Source organism: Streptomyces sp. NPDC014727 (assembly GCF_043083485.1).
GTDB lineage: Bacteria > Actinomycetota > Actinomycetes > Streptomycetales > Streptomycetaceae > Streptomyces.
The window spans coordinates 32,196-47,400 of the sequence record NZ_JBIBYR010000011.1; the positions used below are offsets into that span (position 1 = coordinate 32,196).

Sequence of the window (15,205 nt, forward strand, 5' to 3'; positions counted from 1 at the left end):
ATGCACAGCAAAACGACGCGCCTCAAGGAAGCCGGGCTGCCGGTCACGGACTTCGGCCCGGTGCTCGCCGAGGAAAGCCACCCGCTGCTGTTCGTCACCGTCTCCGGGGCGCATCTGTACGGGTTTCCTTCCAGGGACTCGGATGTGGACCTTCGGGGGGTCCATCTCCTGCCCACGGAAGAACTCGTCGGACTGCGCGGCCCCGAGGAGACGCGCTCGCGGATGTGGGACCGGGACGGGGTCGAGATGGACCTCGTCACCCACGATCTGCGGAAGTTCGTCCAGCTGATGCTGAGACCGAACGGCTACGTGCTGGAGCAGCTGCTGTCTCCGCTCGTCGTCCACACGGGTCGACTGCACACGGAACTGGTGGACCTGGCCCCCGGGGTACTGACCCGTCATCACGCCCATCACTACCGGGGGTTCGCCCGCACGCAATGGCGGCTCTTCGAGAAGTCCGGCGAACTGAAGCCACTGCTGTACACGTTCCGGGCGCTGCTCACCGGCGTCCATCTGATGCGCAGCGGCGAGGTGTGCGCCCATCTGCCGACGCTCCTCGGCGAGGTGGCGGCTCCGGCGTATCTGCCCGAGCTGATCGACGCGAAGGCCGAGGCCGAGCACGGGCGAACGGGGCGGGCGGACGCCGCATTGGTGTCCCGGGACGTCGAGAAGCTGCACGGGGTGCTGGACGAGGCGCAGGCGGGATCGGGACTCCACGAGGCGGCCGGTGCGTTCGACGCGCTGCACGATCTCGTGGTGCGTGCACGGTTGCGGGGGCGGGCTTCTTCGAGGTGTTGACCGGACTACGGGGCAACACATCGGAGGCGTGTGCATCACCTGTCCGCTCTGACCGCTCCTCGTTGCGTACCCGAACGACGAAGGAGCGCAGCGGAGTTGGACGCCACATCACGTGATATCCAGTCGATCCGCCCACCGCGCCGGGGACGGGTGGGCAAAGGGACCGGGGTTGCAGCAGGAAGGGCGGCTGAGGTCCCGTCGGGCCGTTCAGCTCTCTTCGGGCCGGAGCGCGGACGCCCGGCGGGTGCGGATCAGGAAGTCCTCCACCCGGGCCCGGTCCGGTTCGGGCGGCAGCGGTGAGGAGGTGACCGCCGCGTCGTTCTCCTCGGCCAGGCGGGTCATACGGCGTTCGACCTCCGCCCAGGGCACCTCGCCGCGCTTCACCGCCAGCAGTTCCTCCCGGGCCGGGCCCACCTCGATCGAGAGCTCGCCCGTGCGCAGCAGATCCCGGCCACTGGTCAGCAGCCGCAGCAGATGCATGGCGTGCTTCCAGCGCGGCTCCCCGTACTGCCGTTGGTCAGCCTCCAGCTTTCTGCGTTGGCCCAGCGCGTACCGGACGAAGGTCTGATGGGCCAGCCGGGACAGGAACGCCTCCCGCAGGGACAGGAGTTCACCGCCCACGGCGTCGATGTGCTCCACCAGCGGCGAGTGCAGGCACTCCAGAACATTGGGGTTGGCCCGCAGGGCCAGCTCGCAGAAGCGCTCCAGCTCCCAGGAGAACTGCTCCTGTGCCGGGCCCTCGACATGCGTCGGTGGCTTGTCGAACCGCCAGAACAGCGGGGTCGGTGCGAGGAAGACGCCGCGTCGGTCGGTGTCGCTGTCCTCCGTGGCGAGCCCGAACGCGCGTGAGCCCATCACACAGGAGTAGACCGTGTGGTCGCGTACGAGCGCTACGGGGTCAGGGGTGATCATGCCCGCGAGGGTACGTGAGCGAAAAGATGTTGCCCCGGACGTTTTCCGGTGCCACGATCGCCAGCGATCCGTCGGCCGGGATGCTGCTGCTCGACCGGGCGCCGCATCTGGTCACCGGTACGACGATGGCCGCACTGCTGCGCGACCCCGCCGCCGTACTGGCCTCACTGCGCCGCACCGGCGCCGCACGCCTGCCCCTGGCTCCGCAACGCCTGCCGCGGCGGGCGCTGAGCGCGCAGGGACACGGCCGTCGGTGTGTGGCAGCTCGGAGGCCCGATGGCGGTGCGCACACTCGTGGGCTTCGCGGCCCTGTTCGTGCGTCATCTGCCGTACATCCCCGCCCTGGACGACGCGATCGGCCGGACGGCACGGGACCGGTCGGGCGGAAGACACGCCCGGCAGGCGGCCGCACTGTGGCTCACGGACCCGATCACCCGGGAGCGGCGCTGCGCCGGACTTCTCGCCGCCGCGCCCACGTCGGTCGTCGTGCCCGTCGTCTGGCGCACCCTCGCCCGGCGCCGTACCGACCTGCTCGACACCGTCATGGGATCGGGACTGCCACCGCGCTGGGTGCCACGGACGCGCCGGAGCGTCCTGGGTCGCCGGCGCTCAAGGGTGCACTCCACGCGGTGGTGAACCAGGCCGGTTCCGCGGACGAGGAGGAGCGGTGGGACGCGCTGTTCGTCCTCGACTCGCTGAAACGGGACTTCCCACCGCGCCCGGTCGCCGCCCTGGACACCGTCACCGAGGCGCTGCGGGAGGCGGGGCTCGTCCGCACCGCGTCCGGAGTGGCACTTGCGGCAGCCCTCGCATCGCTGACAGAGGCGGACGAGAGGGACGAGGGTGACGAGTCGGCGCCGGCGGAGGCAGCCGGGGGAACGGCCGGGGCGGCGGTCGAGCGATGGGATCGGTGGCTGGCCCTCGCGGGGGAGCGGCCGGGTTCCCTCGACGCCATCCGGTACGACCGGCAGGGGCCGCAGAAGGCGCTGCCGCTCGCGGCTATCGGCACGGTGGTGGCCGCGCTGCGGGCGCGGGGATCGGCCGTCGCGGGGCTGGCCGCGGTGGAGCTGGTGGTCCGGGCGGGCGGGCACACCCGGTGGGCGGACCCGTGGCCCGACGAGCTGTCCGCACTGAAGGGCAGTGCGCATCCGGATGTCGCGGAGGCGGCGCTCCTGGCCGATGTCCGCCGCAGCCGTCGGGCGAGTGCCGGTTGACGGTGGCCGGGCCCCGCTCACGTGGCAGAGGTCAGGGTTCTGATCGACATTGTCGATAAATCTCCATGGCTGGAGAGGTGGATTCATGGCGGAGAACGACCTCGGCGGTCTGCTGGGCGGTCTGCTGGGCGGCGGCCAGGGCGGCAGTGGCAATGCGCTCGAAGGGCTGATCGGGAGGCTCACCAGGTCCGGCCTCGTCGACCAGGCGCACTCCTGGATATCGCCCGCTCGCTGCCGACGGCGGTCGGCAGACTGACTCCGTCGGGCGAGGTCCCCAAGGGCCGCTCGATCGAGGAGCTGGTCCGGGAGCAGCCGCTCTGAGGCCGGTGAACGGCCGCACAGGCCGTTCACCGCGCGGAAGGACGAGCTCCCCCCGGAGCATCTCCAGGCGGCCGGAGGCCTTCGTCGCCACGGCGGGGCCCCGGCCGCGCCGTGCGCCCGCCGTGAACCGGGAGCCCCGGGGCCGACCGCCACACGCGCCGGCGCCCCGTCTCACTGACAGAGCACCCCGGCCGCCCGCCGCTCCGTCCCTCTAGGCTGATCACGCGGAAAGATCACGCAAACGGACAGCAGGCGTGACACGCACGAAGAAGCGAGGAGCACGACGTGGCGGTACGAGCGGTCCGTGGAGCCGTCCAGCTGGAACAGGACGAGGCCGGACACATGGGCGAGCGGGTCAGTGCCCTGCTCACCGCCGTCCTGGAGCGCAACAGCCTCGTCGCGGACGATCTGATCAGCATCTGGTTCACGGCCACCCCCGATCTGCACAGCGACTTCCCTGCCGCGGCGGCGCGTGGGATCGGTATCGTCGACGTACCGCTCATCTGCGCCCAGGAGTTGGACGTCGTGGGCGCGATGCCCCGGGTGGTGCGCATCCTCGCGCACGTCGAGACGTACCTCCCCAAGTCCGAGATCGCACACGTGTACCTCGGCGCCACCGCCGCCCTCCGCAAGGACATCGCCCAGTGAGAACCGCCCTCGTCATCGGAACGGGCCTCGTCGGCACCTCCGCGGCCCTCGCCCTGGCCGGGCGGGGCATCCATGTCCACCTCGTCGACCACGACCCCGAGTCGGCCCGCACCGCGGCCGCGCTCGGCGCCGGTACGGACCAGGCGCCCGAGGGCCCCGTCGACCTGGCGATCATCGCCGTGCCGCCCGCCCATGTGGCCTCGGTCCTGGCCACGGCCATGCGGGACGGCGTCGCCCGCGGCTACCTCGACGTCGCCAGCGTCAAGGGCGGCCCGCGCCGCGAGCTGGAGGAACACGGCGTCGACCTCACCCCGTACATCGGTACGCACCCCATGGCCGGGAAGGAGCGATCCGGCCCCCTCGCCGCGACCGCGGACCTCTTCGAGGGCCGTCCCTGGGTCCTCACCCCGACCCGGGACACCGACACCGAGGTCCTGAACCTTGCCCTGGAACTGGTGGCCCTGTGCCGCGCCGTCCCCGTCGTCATGGACGCCGACGCGCACGACCGGGCCGTCGCCCTGGTCTCGCACACCCCGCAGCTGATCTCGTCGATGGTCGCCGCCCGCCTGGAGGAGGCCGACGAGACCGCCGTACGTCTCTGCGGCCAGGGCATCAGGGACGTCACCCGGATCGCCGCTTCCGACCCCCGGATGTGGGTGGAGATCCTCTCCGCCAATCCCGGGCCGGTAGCCGACGTACTGGCCGGGGTCGCCGCCGATCTGGACGAGACGGTACGGGCGTTGCGCGGTCTGCAGTCCGGTGACGACGACAGGCGCCGCGAAGGCACCGAAGGCATCGAGGACGTCCTGCGTCGCGGCAACGCGGGACGGGTCCGGGTGCCCGGCAAGCACGGGACGGCCCCCACCTCGTACGAGATCGTTTCCGTGCTCATCAGCGACCGGCCGGGCGAGCTGGCCGGGATCTTCGCCGATGCCGGACGGGCCGGGGTCAACGTCGAGGACGTCCGCATCGAGCACGCCACCGGGCAGCAGGCCGGCCTGGTCCAGCTGATGGTCGAGCCGAGCGCGGTCGCCGGGCTGAGCGCGGCGCTGCGCGAGCGGGGCTGGTCGCTGCGCCAGTAGGCCCCGGGCGGCGGGCCCGCGAGGAGGTTGTCCACAGGGGTGCAGAGGACCCCTCCGGCACTCGGTAACCTTGTGCGGGGCGGGTTCGCGCGTCCCCGTCCCGCCCACCCCGAGTACCAGGAAGGTGTCCACCACCGTGGAAACCGCAAGCGCCGCCGCCCGGACGGCCCCGGCCGCAGTGATCGTCGCCATCGACGGGCCCTCCGGCACCGGCAAGTCCAGCACGTCCAAGGCCGTCGCCGCCCAGCTCGGCCTGAGCTACCTGGACACCGGCGCCCAGTACCGGGCGATCACCTGGTGGATGCTGAACAACGGCATCGACGTGCGGGACGCGATGGAGGTGGCGACCGCCGCCGCCAAGCCGGTCATCGTCTCCGGTACGGACCCGGCCGCCCCGACCATCACCGTCGACGGCGAGGACGCCTCGGGCCCGATCCGTACCCAGGAGGTCACCTCCAAGGTCAGCGCCGTCAGCGCGGTCCCCGAGGTGCGCACCCGGATCACCGAGCTGCAGCGCACCATCGCGGCCTCGGCCGAGCGAGGCATAGTGGTCGAGGGCCGTGACATCGGCACCACCGTGCTGCCCGACGCCGACCTGAAGATCTTCCTCACCGCGTCGCCGGAGGCGCGCGCCGCCCGCCGCAGCTCGGAGGTGAAGGGCTCCGATCTCGCCGCCACCAAGGAGGCGCTGATCAAGCGGGACGCGGCCGACTCCGGCCGCAAGACCTCCCCGCTGGCCAAGGCGGACGACGCCGTCGAGGTGGATACCACCGAGCTGACCCTTCAGCAGGTCATCGAGTGTGTCGTCACCCTCGTCGAGGAGAAGCAGGCCGCGAAGTGACCCGAGCCACGGGCTCGCCCACGCCGCGCGGCGCAGCGGTCGGGCGCGCGATCGGCATCGGGCTGATGTACGGGCTGTGGAAGCCCCGCGTCCTCGGTGCGTGGCGGGTCCCCGCCTCCGGACCCGTCATACTCGCGGTGAACCACTCCCACAACATCGACGGTCCGATGCTGATGGGCACCGCGCCCCGGCCCGTCCACTTCCTGATCAAGAAAGAGGCGTTCGTCGGCCCGCTCGACCCGTTCCTGCGCGGCATCGGTCAGCTGAAGGTGGACCGTACGACCGCCGACCGCACCGCCATCACCGACGCCCTCGGCGTGCTGAAGAGCGGCGGGGTGCTCGGGATCTTCCCCGAGGGCACCAGGGGCGATGGCGACTTCGCCTCTCTGCGTGCCGGGCTGGCGTACTTCGCGGTTCGCAGCGGGGCGCCGATCGTGCCCGTGGCCGTACTGGGAAGCACTGAGCGCAGCGGACGGTTGATATCGGCACTGCCACCGTTGCGCAGCCGGGTCGATGTCGTGTTCGGCGATGCTTTTGACGCGCAAGAGGGGGCGCGCAGCTCGGACGAGGGCGGTGGTGGGCGACGCGTGGGCGGGAGCGGGCGGCGCACGCGCAAGGCGCTGGACGAGGCGACGGTGCGGATCCAGCGGCGGCTGACCGACCACCTGGACGAGGCCAGGCGTTTCACCGGGCGTAGGTAAGACTTGAGTAGTGGGCCGCGTGGTCGTGGCTCATCGATGATGATGCAAAGAGGAACGGACTTCATGAACGACCAGATTCACTCCGACGGCTCGGACCACGAGCACGGAGCGCTTGGCGACGCCGAGTACGCGGAGTTCATGGAGCTCGCCGCGGAGGAGGGCTTCGACGCCGAAGAGGTCGAGGGCGCGATCGGGGAGGCCGGTCACGGACCGCTTCCCGTACTCGCCGTCGTCGGCCGCCCCAACGTCGGCAAGTCGACACTGGTGAACCGGATCATCGGCCGCCGCGAGGCGGTCGTCGAGGACAAGCCCGGCGTCACCCGTGACCGCGTCACCTACGAGGCCGAGTGGGCGGGCCGCCGCTTCAAGGTCGTCGACACCGGCGGCTGGGAGCAGGACGTGCTGGGCATCGACGCCTCCGTCGCCGCCCAGGCCGAGTACGCGATCGAGGCCGCCGACGCGGTCGTCTTCGTGGTCGACTCGACCGTCGGCGCCACCGACACCGACGAGGCCGTCGTCAAGCTGCTGCGCCGGGCCGGCAAGCCCGTCGTGCTGTGCGCCAACAAGGTCGACGGCCAGAGCGGAGAGGCGGACGCCACCGCGCTCTGGTCGCTGGGCCTCGGCGAGCCGCACCCGGTCTCCTCGCTGCACGGGCGCGGCACGGGCGACCTGCTCGACGCCGTACTCGAAGCGCTTCCGGAGGCCCCGGCACAGCGCTTCGGCACCGTGATCGGCGGACCGCGCCGGATCGCGCTGATCGGCCGTCCGAACGTCGGCAAGTCCTCGCTGCTGAACAAGGTGGCGAACGAGGACCGCGTCGTCGTCAACGAGCTCGCGGGCACCACCCGTGACCCGGTCGACGAGCTGATCCAGCTCGGCGGCATCACCTGGAAGTTCATCGACACGGCCGGTATCCGCCGCCGCGTCCACCTCCAGGAGGGCGCGGACTACTACGCCTCGCTGCGTACCGCCGCCGCCGTGGAGAAGGCCGAGGTCGCCGTCGTCCTGATCGACGCCGCCGAGTCCATCAGCGTCCAGGACCAGCGCATCGTCACCATGGCCGTCGAGGCCGGGCGTGCTCTGGTGATCGCGTACAACAAATGGGACACCCTCGACGAGGAGCGCCGCTACTACCTGGAGCGCGAGATCGAGACGGAGCTCGCGCAGGTCGCATGGGCCCCGCGGGTCAACGTCTCCGCGGTCACCGGCCGTCACATGGAGAAGCTGGTCCCGGCGATCGAGACCGCCCTCGCCGGCTGGGAGTCCCGCGTCCCCACCGGTCGGCTGAACGCCTTCCTCGGCGAGATCGTCGCCTCGCACCCGCACCCCGTCCGCGGCGGCAAGCAGCCCAGGATCCTCTTCGGCACCCAGGCGGGAACCAAGCCGCCGCGCTTCGTGCTGTTCGCCTCGGGCTTCCTGGAGCACGGCTACCGGCGCTTCGTGGAGCGCCGCCTGCGCGAGGAGTTCGGCTTCGAGGGCACCCCGATCCACATCTCGGTGCGGGTGCGCGAGAAGCGCGGCCGCAACAAGTAGGACGCAAGGGCCCTGGAAAGAGCCCCGGACCGTTCCGGCTGCGGAACGGTCCGGGGCTCTTTCATACGGTCAGGCCCCTCTTCATGCGGTCAGGCCCCTCGCGATCCCGGGGGCAGAGCCGCGGGCTGGGTGCGCCCGGAGTGCCGTCCCACCCGCTGCCAGGAACCGAGGCTGCCGGTGTGTGTGCTCGGGCCGCTGCCGTCTCCGGTGGTCGCGCCATGTGCGGAGAGGCCGGTGGAGAGACCGGAGTGGCTGGAGTGGCCGGAGTGGCCGCTCAGCGGGAGGCGGCTGCCGAAGAGCCCGGTGCTGAAGGCCATGAAGCCGAGATTCTCCTCGCCGCTCCGATCGCCCGGCAACGCCCGGAACGACCGGCGGTACTCCGAGTACAGCGCGTCGTAGATCGGGGTCTGGGACTGACCGCCCGTGGGTTCCTGCGAGGGACGCATGGCAGGGATCGGGCTCGGTCGCTGGTGGGAGGAGTCGTATGAGTGCACGTATGTGCCAACGACCCCGGTGTCCGTCGGATGCGGGCCCGGCGGAGAAATAGCTGTTCGCCGCAGGCGGGAGGAGCCGAGGGGCATGATCAGGTCCCGGCCAGGGGCATCGCCGCGGCGACCAGGAGCCCGGCGGCGGCGGCCTTGTCCAGGGCGTCGCGCAACAGGTCCTCGCGGGGCTGCTGGCCGATCGCTCCCGCCGGGGCGGCGAAGAGAAGCACGGTCTGCGACTTGTTGGCCGCCGTTCGCCAGCCCTCGGTGACCTGGAGCGGCGCGTGTGCCTGCCACCAGGCGACGGGGGTGCCGCCGGTGCCCGGCTGCAGCACGGCGTGCAGCCGGCCCATGGCGAGCAGGACCGACCAGCCGTGCAGCACCGAGGGCATCAGGTCCACCCGGTGGGCCGGCTGGAAGCCCTGCTCCAGCAGCAGCTGCAGGAACTCGTCGCCCCGGCTGCCGTCGGTGCCCGGACGGGCGATGGCGCCGGTCGGCTCGACGACGAGGGCCGGATGCAGCTCGTCGTCGATCAGGACGAGGCCGCTGGTGACCCCGAGGACTGCCTGTTCGGTGCTCGGGCCCTCCGGGTGTTCCGCGTCGCTGCGGGTGATGCTGCGGACGGCGCCCTGAAGCTGCTCCTCGGCGACCTGGACGACCTGCGAGGGGATACAGCTCGCGTGGGCGAAGGCCAGGACGGCGGTCTCGTCCCCGACGAAGAGCACCGTGCTGGTGCGTTCCTGCTCGGAGTCTCCGGGAGTGCGGCAGGAGGTGCAGTCGTAGCTGCCCGGGGTGTTGTCGCCGACGAGCAGCCGGTCGGCTTCGGCGTCGCCGATCTCGGCGCGTACGTCCTCGCTGACGTCGAGCATGCGCGGCACGGGTGGCTCCTCGAACTCGTTGCGTGGGCCGAGCGGTTCCCGGCTCATGAAGAAGACAACGGGCGATCCGTGGCCGGGGTCACGCGAGAAAGGGAACGTAATCGAACCATCCGACGCGGGGGGTGAATCTCGGGATCCGGGGGGCCGCTTACGGCTTATTTGTCCTGATTGGTCGTGGGGTGATGTGGTCGACTCGGCCATGGAGTGGTTCACCGATACATCGACAAATCAGGAAAACAGGCGAATATGAAGATGGCCGGAAGTGACCGATGTCCGGAGTGAACCGCCGGCCGATTCGCGTCGTCATGGGTAGTGCCGCCCTCCATCGGGCGGCCGAACCAGGAGATGTACCGTTTTATGCACATTTCTTTCCTGCTCCACAACGCCTATGGCGTCGGGGGCACGATCCGCACGACGTTCAATCTCGCCGGGACGCTGGCCGAGCACCATGACGTCGAGATCGTCTCCGTCTTCCGGCACCGGGACGTCCCGGCGCTGGGCGCCCCCGCGGGCGTGCGTCTGGGCCACCTTGTCGACCTGCGGAAGAAGAGCCCGACGTACGATGGCGCCGCGGCCGAGCACGCCCGTCCCGCGACCGTGTTCCCGCGCGGCGACAGCCGGTACCGGCAGTACAGCAGGCTGACCGACGCGCGGGTGGCGGACCATCTGCGGTCGCTGGACGCGGACGTCGTGGTCGGAACCCGCCCCGGGCTCAATGTGCAGATCAGCAGGCAGACCCGGCGCGGTCCGGTCCGGATCGGTCAGGAGCACCTCACCCTCGACAGCCACGGCTACCGGCTGCGCCGCGAGATCGGGCACCGCTACGCCCTGCTGGACGCGATCACCACCGTCACCGAGGCCGACGCCCGTGCCTACCGGAGCGGGTTCAAGCTGCCCGGCGTGCGGATCGAGTCCATTCCCAACAGCGTGCCCGCACCGAGGATCGAGCCTGCCGGCGGCGACAGCAAGTGGGTGATCGCCGCGGGCCGCTTGCACAAGGTCAAGCGGTACGACCTGCTGGTCCGGGCCTTCGCCGACGTCGTCGCCGTCCGTCCGGACTGGCGGCTGCGCATCTACGGCGGCGGTGACGCGACCGGGAACGAGCGGCAGGCGCTGCTCACCCTCATCGGTGAACTCGGCCTGCACAACCACGTGTTCCTGATGGGTTCGGTCGACCCGCTGGAGGCCGAGTGGCCCAAGGGGGCGATCGCCGCGGTCACTTCGGACCGCGAATCCTTCGGCATGACCATCGTCGAGGCGATGCGCTGCGGCCTGCCGGTCGTCGCCACCGACTGCCCGCACGGCCCCCGCGAGATCATCGAGGACGGCACGGACGGGCGGCTGGTGCCGGTCGGTGACACGGCGGCCGTGGCAGCGGCCCTGCTCGGTCTGATCGACGACGACGAGGCACGGCACCGAGCGGGACGTGCCGCGCTGGTCGCGTCGCAGCGGTTCGATCCGTCGCGGATCGCCGAACGCCATGAGCGGCTCTTCACCGAACTCGCCTCCCGGGCCCCGAGCGACCGTTCGCACGGCGCTGTGCGCACCACACTGCACCGTGCCCGCGGCACCGTGCTGGACGGGGCGTACGCCCTGCGCTACAAGGCCGCCGACGTCATCCGCAAGGGGAAGTCCGCATGACCGTCTCCACAGAGCGACCGACACCACGAGCCGACTGCACCGCCGGTCCCGACGGCGGGATCGTCTTCGATCTCGACCCCGGTCGCCGTGCGGAGGGAAAGGCGCCTGAACTGCTTCTCCGGCTGCGCGGCAGCAAGGGCGACGACGGCACCCTGCGGCTGCCGCTGAGCCCGCTGGGTGACGGGCGGCTGCGGGCGCGGCTGCCGAGCACCGCGGAGCCCGCCGAGGGGCGCTGGGACGTCTATGTGCGTGAGCCGGGCGCGGGTGACGACGGGGAGGTGGCCGTCGAGCCCGGGATCAGGGATCTGCGACTCCTCTTGGACCGCGCCCCCCGGACCGGGCGGATCGCGGTCCGCATCCCGTATCCGACCGTCGACGGGCGGCTCGCCCTGCACTGCTGGATCCGCTCACCGCACGCGGAGGCCGGACCGGTCACCTTCGACCGGGACGGGATGACCGTCGAGGGCACGCTGTACGGGACCGGTCTCGGCGACGACGCCCGTGTCGAGGCGCGACCGCCCGGTACCAGCGAGCGGGTCTGCCGGGTGCCGGTCACCGGGAAGGGGAACACGTTCTCCTTCACGCTGCCCCTCGACCGGCTGGCAGCCGGGCCGGTCACCGGGAAGCAGCTGTGGACGCTCTGGCTGATCCCCGGCACGCCCAGCGGTGAGCCGGCCGACGGCGTACGGATCTCCCGCCTCCTCGACGACGTCTGGGACCGCAAGAACATCTTCGTCTACCCGGGACACGACGTGGGGGAGGGAGCACGCGCCACCCCCTGCTACTCGGCCGAGAACGACCTCTGTGTCCGGATCGAACCCGGTCCGACGTCGGCCGGGTAAGGCCTCGGCAGCCGATCGCGGACGCGGGGTGTCCGCGATCCCTGGCAGACTCGCCCCATGTTGGAGACCTCGGCACGACTGCTGCGCCTGCTCTCACTGCTCCAGGCGCACCGGGACTGGTCGGGCGCCGGTCTCGCCGAGCGGCTCGGGGTCACGCCGCGGACCGTCCGGCGCGATGTCGACAAGCTGCGCGAACTGGGCTACCCGGTATCCGCCGCCCCCGGCAAGGGCGGCGGATACCGGCTCGGCGCCGGTGCGCAGTTGCCGCCGCTGCTCCTCGACGACGAGGAGGCCGTCGCGGTCGCCGTCGGGCTGCGCACCGCGGCGGGCAACGGGGTCGAGGGCATCGGCGAGACCTCCGTACGCGCCCTGGCCAAGCTGGAACAGGTACTGCCGAACCGACTCCGCCGCCGGGTGAACGCGCTGAACACCTTCACGGTGCCGTTGCTGCGCGGGCCCGGCGCGTCCACCGCCGACCCGGGGGTGCTCACCGAACTGGCCGGAGCCTGCCGGGACAGCGAGCGGCTGCGCTTCGAGTACCGGGACCACTCCGGCTCCGTGTCGCGCCGGTCCGTCGAACCGCACCGGCTGGTGTGTACCGAACGCCGCTGGTATCTGGTCGCCTGGGATCTGGACCGTGCGGACTGGCGTACGTTCCGTGCGGACCGGATCACCCCCGCACCGCCGCACGGTCCGAGGTTCGTGCCCCGCGACGCACCGGCCGAGGATCTGGCCGCCTATGTCTCGGAGGGCATCTCCACCACCGCGTACGCGACCCGTGCGGTGATCCGGCTGAAGACGGGGGTCGAGCGCGCGGCGGAACGGATCCCGCCCTCGGTCGGGGTGCTGGAGGCGGACGGCACCGACAGTTGTCTGCTGCGCACCGGGGCCACGAGTCTCGATGTGATGGTCATCCACGTCGTGCTGATGGGGATCGAGTTCGAGGTCGTCGAACCTCCGGAGCTCAATGACGCCATCAGGGCGGTCAGGGACCGGCTGTCGAGAGCCCTGGGCTGACCGCCTCCGACGGTGTTCCCGCACGGTGACGGTTCGGCTTGTCCGCTATACGGGCGGCGGCGGGCAGTAGTGCCGGTCTGCGGCACGGGTTTTGTGACCAAAGGATAAGGCTGCCATAAGGAAGCGTGAATTCCCGGTGGCATGCTCCTTTACGCGGGTTATTCGACGCAGGAATTCCGACGGCCCGACACGACGTACTCCGTTTTGTTTTCGGGTGTTCCGTATGATCGTTTCCCGGCTTGTGTGATTACTGTGTGTCGGGTCGTGGGCCGCGAGTTCGGGCGGCGTGATCCGAGCAGCGCACGTGTCGAGATCCTGTGACACAAGCGTGACAGGCGGGGGACGTGAGGATGCCGTGCGGCGACCCGTGCCCCGGCTTCCGTCGTGGTCCGGGGGAGCCTACGGTGAGAGACATGGCACCCATACCGACCCCTCCCGTCCAGCCCGAGGACGCACCCGGTGCGTACGTCGGCCTCGCTGTCGAAGCGGCCGAACGGCGAGCCCGCAGCCATGGCTGGACCACTGTCAGATCCCTGCCGCCAGGGGCGATCATCACCATGGAGTTCCGGGGCGGACGGATCAACTTCGAGGCCGTCGACGCCGTCGTCACCCGCTGCTGGGTGGGCTGAGAACGACTGCTGCCGGACTCCGGGCACAGCGAAGGCCCCGACCGGAGTCGGGGCCTTCGCTGTGCGGGGGAGCGGCTGTGCGTACCGGCCCCCGGCTCCGTTCAGCCGCCGGACACCGGGCGGGCCGAGGTCGTGCCGCCGCGTGGCGTACGGTCCGCGTGCGGCGGGCGCCGGCTCCCGGCCGGGGTGACCGGAGTGCGTTCCGAGCGCACCAGATGTGTCGGATGCGACGGGGGAGCCGGGTGTGTACGCGAGCGGGGGCCCGTGACCGTGCCTGCGGCGACCGGTTCCAGCACAGGGCTCTCCGCCACGGCGTCGCCGCCGTCCATCTGCGGGAGCAGTGCGGTCCGGGGTCCACCCACCGCGACGGGCAGGGAGGGAACGGGGCGGGCGCGTCCCCGCAGGATCTCGCGCTGGGCGAAGATCCAGGCCTCGGCCCGGGTGATCAGCGGCTCGACCCAGGGCAGGGCCAGCAGGATCAGCAGCCCCGCGGCCCAGCCGAGCAGCACATCGCTGAGCCAGTGCGTGCCGAGGTAGACCGTGGTGAGTCCGACGCCGAGCGAGACGATCGCGGACACGGCCGACAGATAGCGCCTGGCCCGCGGGGTGGTCGCCAGGTAGGCGAGGATCCCCCAGGTCACGACCGCGTTGGCGGTGTGGCCCGACGGAAATATATCGCCGCCGGCGAAGAGTTCGGCGGAGCCGATCTGGGTCGCGTAGTGCGGGCCGAGCCGCCCCAGGCCGATCTTGACCGCGCCGACCGTCGCATTGAGCAGCAGCAGTGCGGCGCCGAGTGTCAGCAGGGGCCGCAGTGTGTGCTGCCGCCAGGAGCGCCAGCCGAGCCAGCAAGCGACCATGGTGGCGGTGGGGCCGCGCTGACCGAGCACGATGTAGTAGTCGAGGAACGCATGGATTTGCGGCCACTGTTGATAGGGCCGGAAGAGCATGACCTTCCAGTCCAGGGTCACCAGCCAGGAGGAGACCAGCACGGCGACGACGATGGCGAGATAGAACGCCAACGTCCCGCCGAAGAGAGCGATGCGGTGACGGCTCATCCGCGGTGGCTCTATCTTCGGCGGCTCCGGCTCCCGGTCCAGGCGGGCAAAGATGTCGGTACGCACCCAATCGACGTTACAGCGAGTTAGTGCGTGGACAGGTCGATCCGGTCTCTTTGTGATGACGATGTGATGTGGACTATGTCTCAGCCAGACCTTAATTCCTGACTCGAAGAAGCGTCTCGGCATGCCTCCACGCTTTTTATTTCACACTTATTTCGGAAGGGTGTTCAGGGGTGGGAAGAAAGGCGAAGGGGGTGCCGGTATGAATTTATCCGACCCCTCTCAGGGGTGAAACCGAAGGTATCCGTCCGGTCACCGACCGCTTCCGATGCAGGTCCGGCCAGTGGTGCCGGAGTGACGCCGGGTACCTTCTGAGCCGGGCGCGGAGGTCGGCGGCGCGGCTTCGAGCGGTCTCCGGTGGCGGTCGTTCATGCAGGTCCGACGGGCTCCGGGCGGCGCCCGGCGTGGCGTACGCCACACTCCATGGCCCGTCGGGGTATGAGGTGGACCACGTGTGGGTGCTCCGAACTCGCGTACGCTGACGGATCACTCGCCCGTCGATGCCGGGCCCCGAGGGGCAGCGAACCGCCGCGTCCCCGGCTGGC

17 protein-coding genes are annotated in these 15,205 nt (G+C 70.9%); 13 read left to right on the plus strand and 4 right to left on the minus strand.

Annotation, left to right across the window (positions count from 1 at the left end):
- Positions 1 to 798: a DNA polymerase beta superfamily protein gene (locus ACF1B9_RS18790; RefSeq protein WP_391740417.1), complete on the plus strand. Its 798-nt coding sequence runs from the start codon at positions 1 to 3 to the stop codon at positions 796 to 798.
- 207 nt (positions 799 to 1,005) lie between these two features.
- Here ACF1B9_RS18790 and ACF1B9_RS18795 read toward each other — a convergent pair whose 3' ends face one another.
- The gene (locus ACF1B9_RS18795; protein ID WP_391740416.1) at positions 1,006 to 1,710 is read right to left on the minus strand and encodes a DNA polymerase beta superfamily protein; all 705 of its coding nucleotides are present in this window, start codon (positions 1,708 to 1,710) and stop codon (positions 1,006 to 1,008) included.
- Positions 1,711 to 1,986: 276 nt separating this feature from the next.
- On the opposite strand from ACF1B9_RS18795, the gene ACF1B9_RS18800 reads away from it, so the two are divergent.
- The 8 genes from ACF1B9_RS18800 (at position 1,987) to der (ending at position 8,050) form a co-directional block, all read left to right on the plus strand.
- Positions 1,987 to 2,346: a hypothetical protein gene (locus tag ACF1B9_RS18800; RefSeq protein WP_391740415.1), complete on the plus strand. Its 360-nt coding sequence runs from the start codon at positions 1,987 to 1,989 to the stop codon at positions 2,344 to 2,346.
- Positions 2,340 to 2,924: a hypothetical protein gene (locus ACF1B9_RS18805; protein ID WP_391740414.1), complete on the plus strand. Its 585-nt coding sequence runs from the start codon at positions 2,340 to 2,342 to the stop codon at positions 2,922 to 2,924. The genes ACF1B9_RS18800 and ACF1B9_RS18805 overlap by 7 nt, the downstream gene beginning before the upstream one ends.
- Positions 2,925 to 3,009: 85 nt before the next feature.
- Complete coding sequence (locus ACF1B9_RS18810) at positions 3,010 to 3,180, plus strand: YidB family protein (RefSeq protein ID WP_391740413.1); 171 nt, start codon at positions 3,010 to 3,012, stop codon at positions 3,178 to 3,180.
- 350 nt (positions 3,181 to 3,530) lie between these two features.
- Positions 3,531 to 3,893 (plus strand): chorismate mutase, encoded by a 363-nt coding sequence (gene aroH, locus ACF1B9_RS18815; protein WP_391740412.1) that lies wholly within the window; start codon positions 3,531 to 3,533, stop codon positions 3,891 to 3,893.
- Positions 3,890 to 4,975 (plus strand): prephenate dehydrogenase, encoded by a 1,086-nt coding sequence (locus ACF1B9_RS18820; RefSeq protein ID WP_376221432.1) that lies wholly within the window; start codon positions 3,890 to 3,892, stop codon positions 4,973 to 4,975. Before aroH ends, ACF1B9_RS18820 begins: the two co-directional genes overlap by 4 nt.
- A 124-nt stretch (positions 4,976 to 5,099) precedes the next feature.
- Positions 5,100 to 5,816: a (d)CMP kinase gene (gene cmk, locus ACF1B9_RS18825; RefSeq protein WP_391740411.1), complete on the plus strand. Its 717-nt coding sequence runs from the start codon at positions 5,100 to 5,102 to the stop codon at positions 5,814 to 5,816.
- The gene (locus ACF1B9_RS18830; protein WP_391740410.1) at positions 5,813 to 6,517 is read left to right on the plus strand and encodes a lysophospholipid acyltransferase family protein; all 705 of its coding nucleotides are present in this window, start codon (positions 5,813 to 5,815) and stop codon (positions 6,515 to 6,517) included. The genes cmk and ACF1B9_RS18830 overlap by 4 nt, the downstream gene beginning before the upstream one ends.
- A 63-nt stretch (positions 6,518 to 6,580) precedes the next feature.
- Complete coding sequence (gene der / locus ACF1B9_RS18835; protein WP_391740409.1) at positions 6,581 to 8,050, plus strand: ribosome biogenesis GTPase Der; 1,470 nt, start codon at positions 6,581 to 6,583, stop codon at positions 8,048 to 8,050.
- 89 nt (positions 8,051 to 8,139) lie between these two features.
- Here the strand turns inward: der and ACF1B9_RS18840 are convergent, their stop codons facing one another.
- Positions 8,140 to 8,496 (minus strand): hypothetical protein, encoded by a 357-nt coding sequence (locus ACF1B9_RS18840; RefSeq protein ID WP_391740408.1) that lies wholly within the window; start codon positions 8,494 to 8,496, stop codon positions 8,140 to 8,142.
- Between the two features lie 137 nt (positions 8,497 to 8,633).
- On the minus strand, positions 8,634 to 9,413 hold the full coding sequence (locus ACF1B9_RS18845; RefSeq protein ID WP_391740454.1) for a hypothetical protein: 780 nt from the start codon (positions 9,411 to 9,413) through the stop codon (positions 8,634 to 8,636).
- A gap of 357 nt (positions 9,414 to 9,770) precedes the next feature.
- Here ACF1B9_RS18845 and ACF1B9_RS18850 point away from each other — a divergent pair, with 357 nt between their 5' ends.
- The 4 genes from ACF1B9_RS18850 to ACF1B9_RS18865 all read left to right on the plus strand — a co-directional run bounded on the left by ACF1B9_RS18850 (position 9,771) and on the right by ACF1B9_RS18865 (position 13,542).
- The gene (locus ACF1B9_RS18850; protein WP_391740407.1) at positions 9,771 to 11,054 is read left to right on the plus strand and encodes a glycosyltransferase; all 1,284 of its coding nucleotides are present in this window, start codon (positions 9,771 to 9,773) and stop codon (positions 11,052 to 11,054) included.
- Positions 11,051 to 11,896: a transferase gene (locus tag ACF1B9_RS18855; RefSeq protein WP_391740406.1), complete on the plus strand. Its 846-nt coding sequence runs from the start codon at positions 11,051 to 11,053 to the stop codon at positions 11,894 to 11,896. The genes ACF1B9_RS18850 and ACF1B9_RS18855 overlap by 4 nt, the downstream gene beginning before the upstream one ends.
- Positions 11,897 to 11,953: 57 nt before the next feature.
- Positions 11,954 to 12,913 carry a helix-turn-helix transcriptional regulator gene (locus ACF1B9_RS18860; RefSeq protein WP_391740405.1) on the plus strand — a complete coding sequence of 320 codons (960 nt, stop codon included), beginning with the start codon at positions 11,954 to 11,956 and terminating at the stop codon, positions 12,911 to 12,913.
- Between the two features lie 413 nt (positions 12,914 to 13,326).
- Positions 13,327 to 13,542, plus strand: coding sequence for an I78 family peptidase inhibitor (locus tag ACF1B9_RS18865; protein WP_376208776.1), 216 nt, complete (start codon positions 13,327 to 13,329; stop codon positions 13,540 to 13,542).
- A 101-nt stretch (positions 13,543 to 13,643) separates the two neighbouring features.
- Here the strand turns inward: ACF1B9_RS18865 and ACF1B9_RS18870 are convergent, their stop codons facing one another.
- Positions 13,644 to 14,663 carry a phosphatase PAP2 family protein gene (locus ACF1B9_RS18870; RefSeq protein ID WP_391740404.1) on the minus strand — a complete coding sequence of 340 codons (1,020 nt, stop codon included), beginning with the start codon at positions 14,661 to 14,663 and terminating at the stop codon, positions 13,644 to 13,646.
- Positions 14,664 to 15,205: the final 542 nt, after the last annotated feature.

Bases quoted from the DNA above. Each gene is read 5' to 3' on its own strand.
- ACF1B9_RS18800 (WP_391740415.1), top strand. From the start codon at position 1,987: ATGGCGGTGCGCACACTCGTGGGCTTCGCGGCCCTGTTCGTGCGTCAT.
- der (WP_391740409.1), top strand. From the start codon at position 6,581: ATGAACGACCAGATTCACTCCGACGGCTCGGACCACGAGCACGGAGCG.
- ACF1B9_RS18855 (WP_391740406.1), top strand. From the start codon at position 11,051: ATGACCGTCTCCACAGAGCGACCGACACCACGAGCCGACTGCACCGCC.
- ACF1B9_RS18865 (WP_376208776.1), top strand. From the start codon at position 13,327: ATGGCACCCATACCGACCCCTCCCGTCCAGCCCGAGGACGCACCCGGT.
- ACF1B9_RS18850 (WP_391740407.1), top strand. From the start codon at position 9,771: ATGCACATTTCTTTCCTGCTCCACAACGCCTATGGCGTCGGGGGCACG.
- ACF1B9_RS18860 (WP_391740405.1), top strand. From the start codon at position 11,954: ATGTTGGAGACCTCGGCACGACTGCTGCGCCTGCTCTCACTGCTCCAG.
- ACF1B9_RS18790 (WP_391740417.1), top strand. From the start codon at position 1: ATGCACAGCAAAACGACGCGCCTCAAGGAAGCCGGGCTGCCGGTCACG.
- ACF1B9_RS18795 (WP_391740416.1), bottom strand. From the start codon at position 1,710: ATGATCACCCCTGACCCCGTAGCGCTCGTACGCGACCACACGGTCTAC.
- ACF1B9_RS18840 (WP_391740408.1), bottom strand. From the start codon at position 8,496: ATGCGTCCCTCGCAGGAACCCACGGGCGGTCAGTCCCAGACCCCGATC.
- ACF1B9_RS18810 (WP_391740413.1), top strand. From the start codon at position 3,010: ATGGCGGAGAACGACCTCGGCGGTCTGCTGGGCGGTCTGCTGGGCGGC.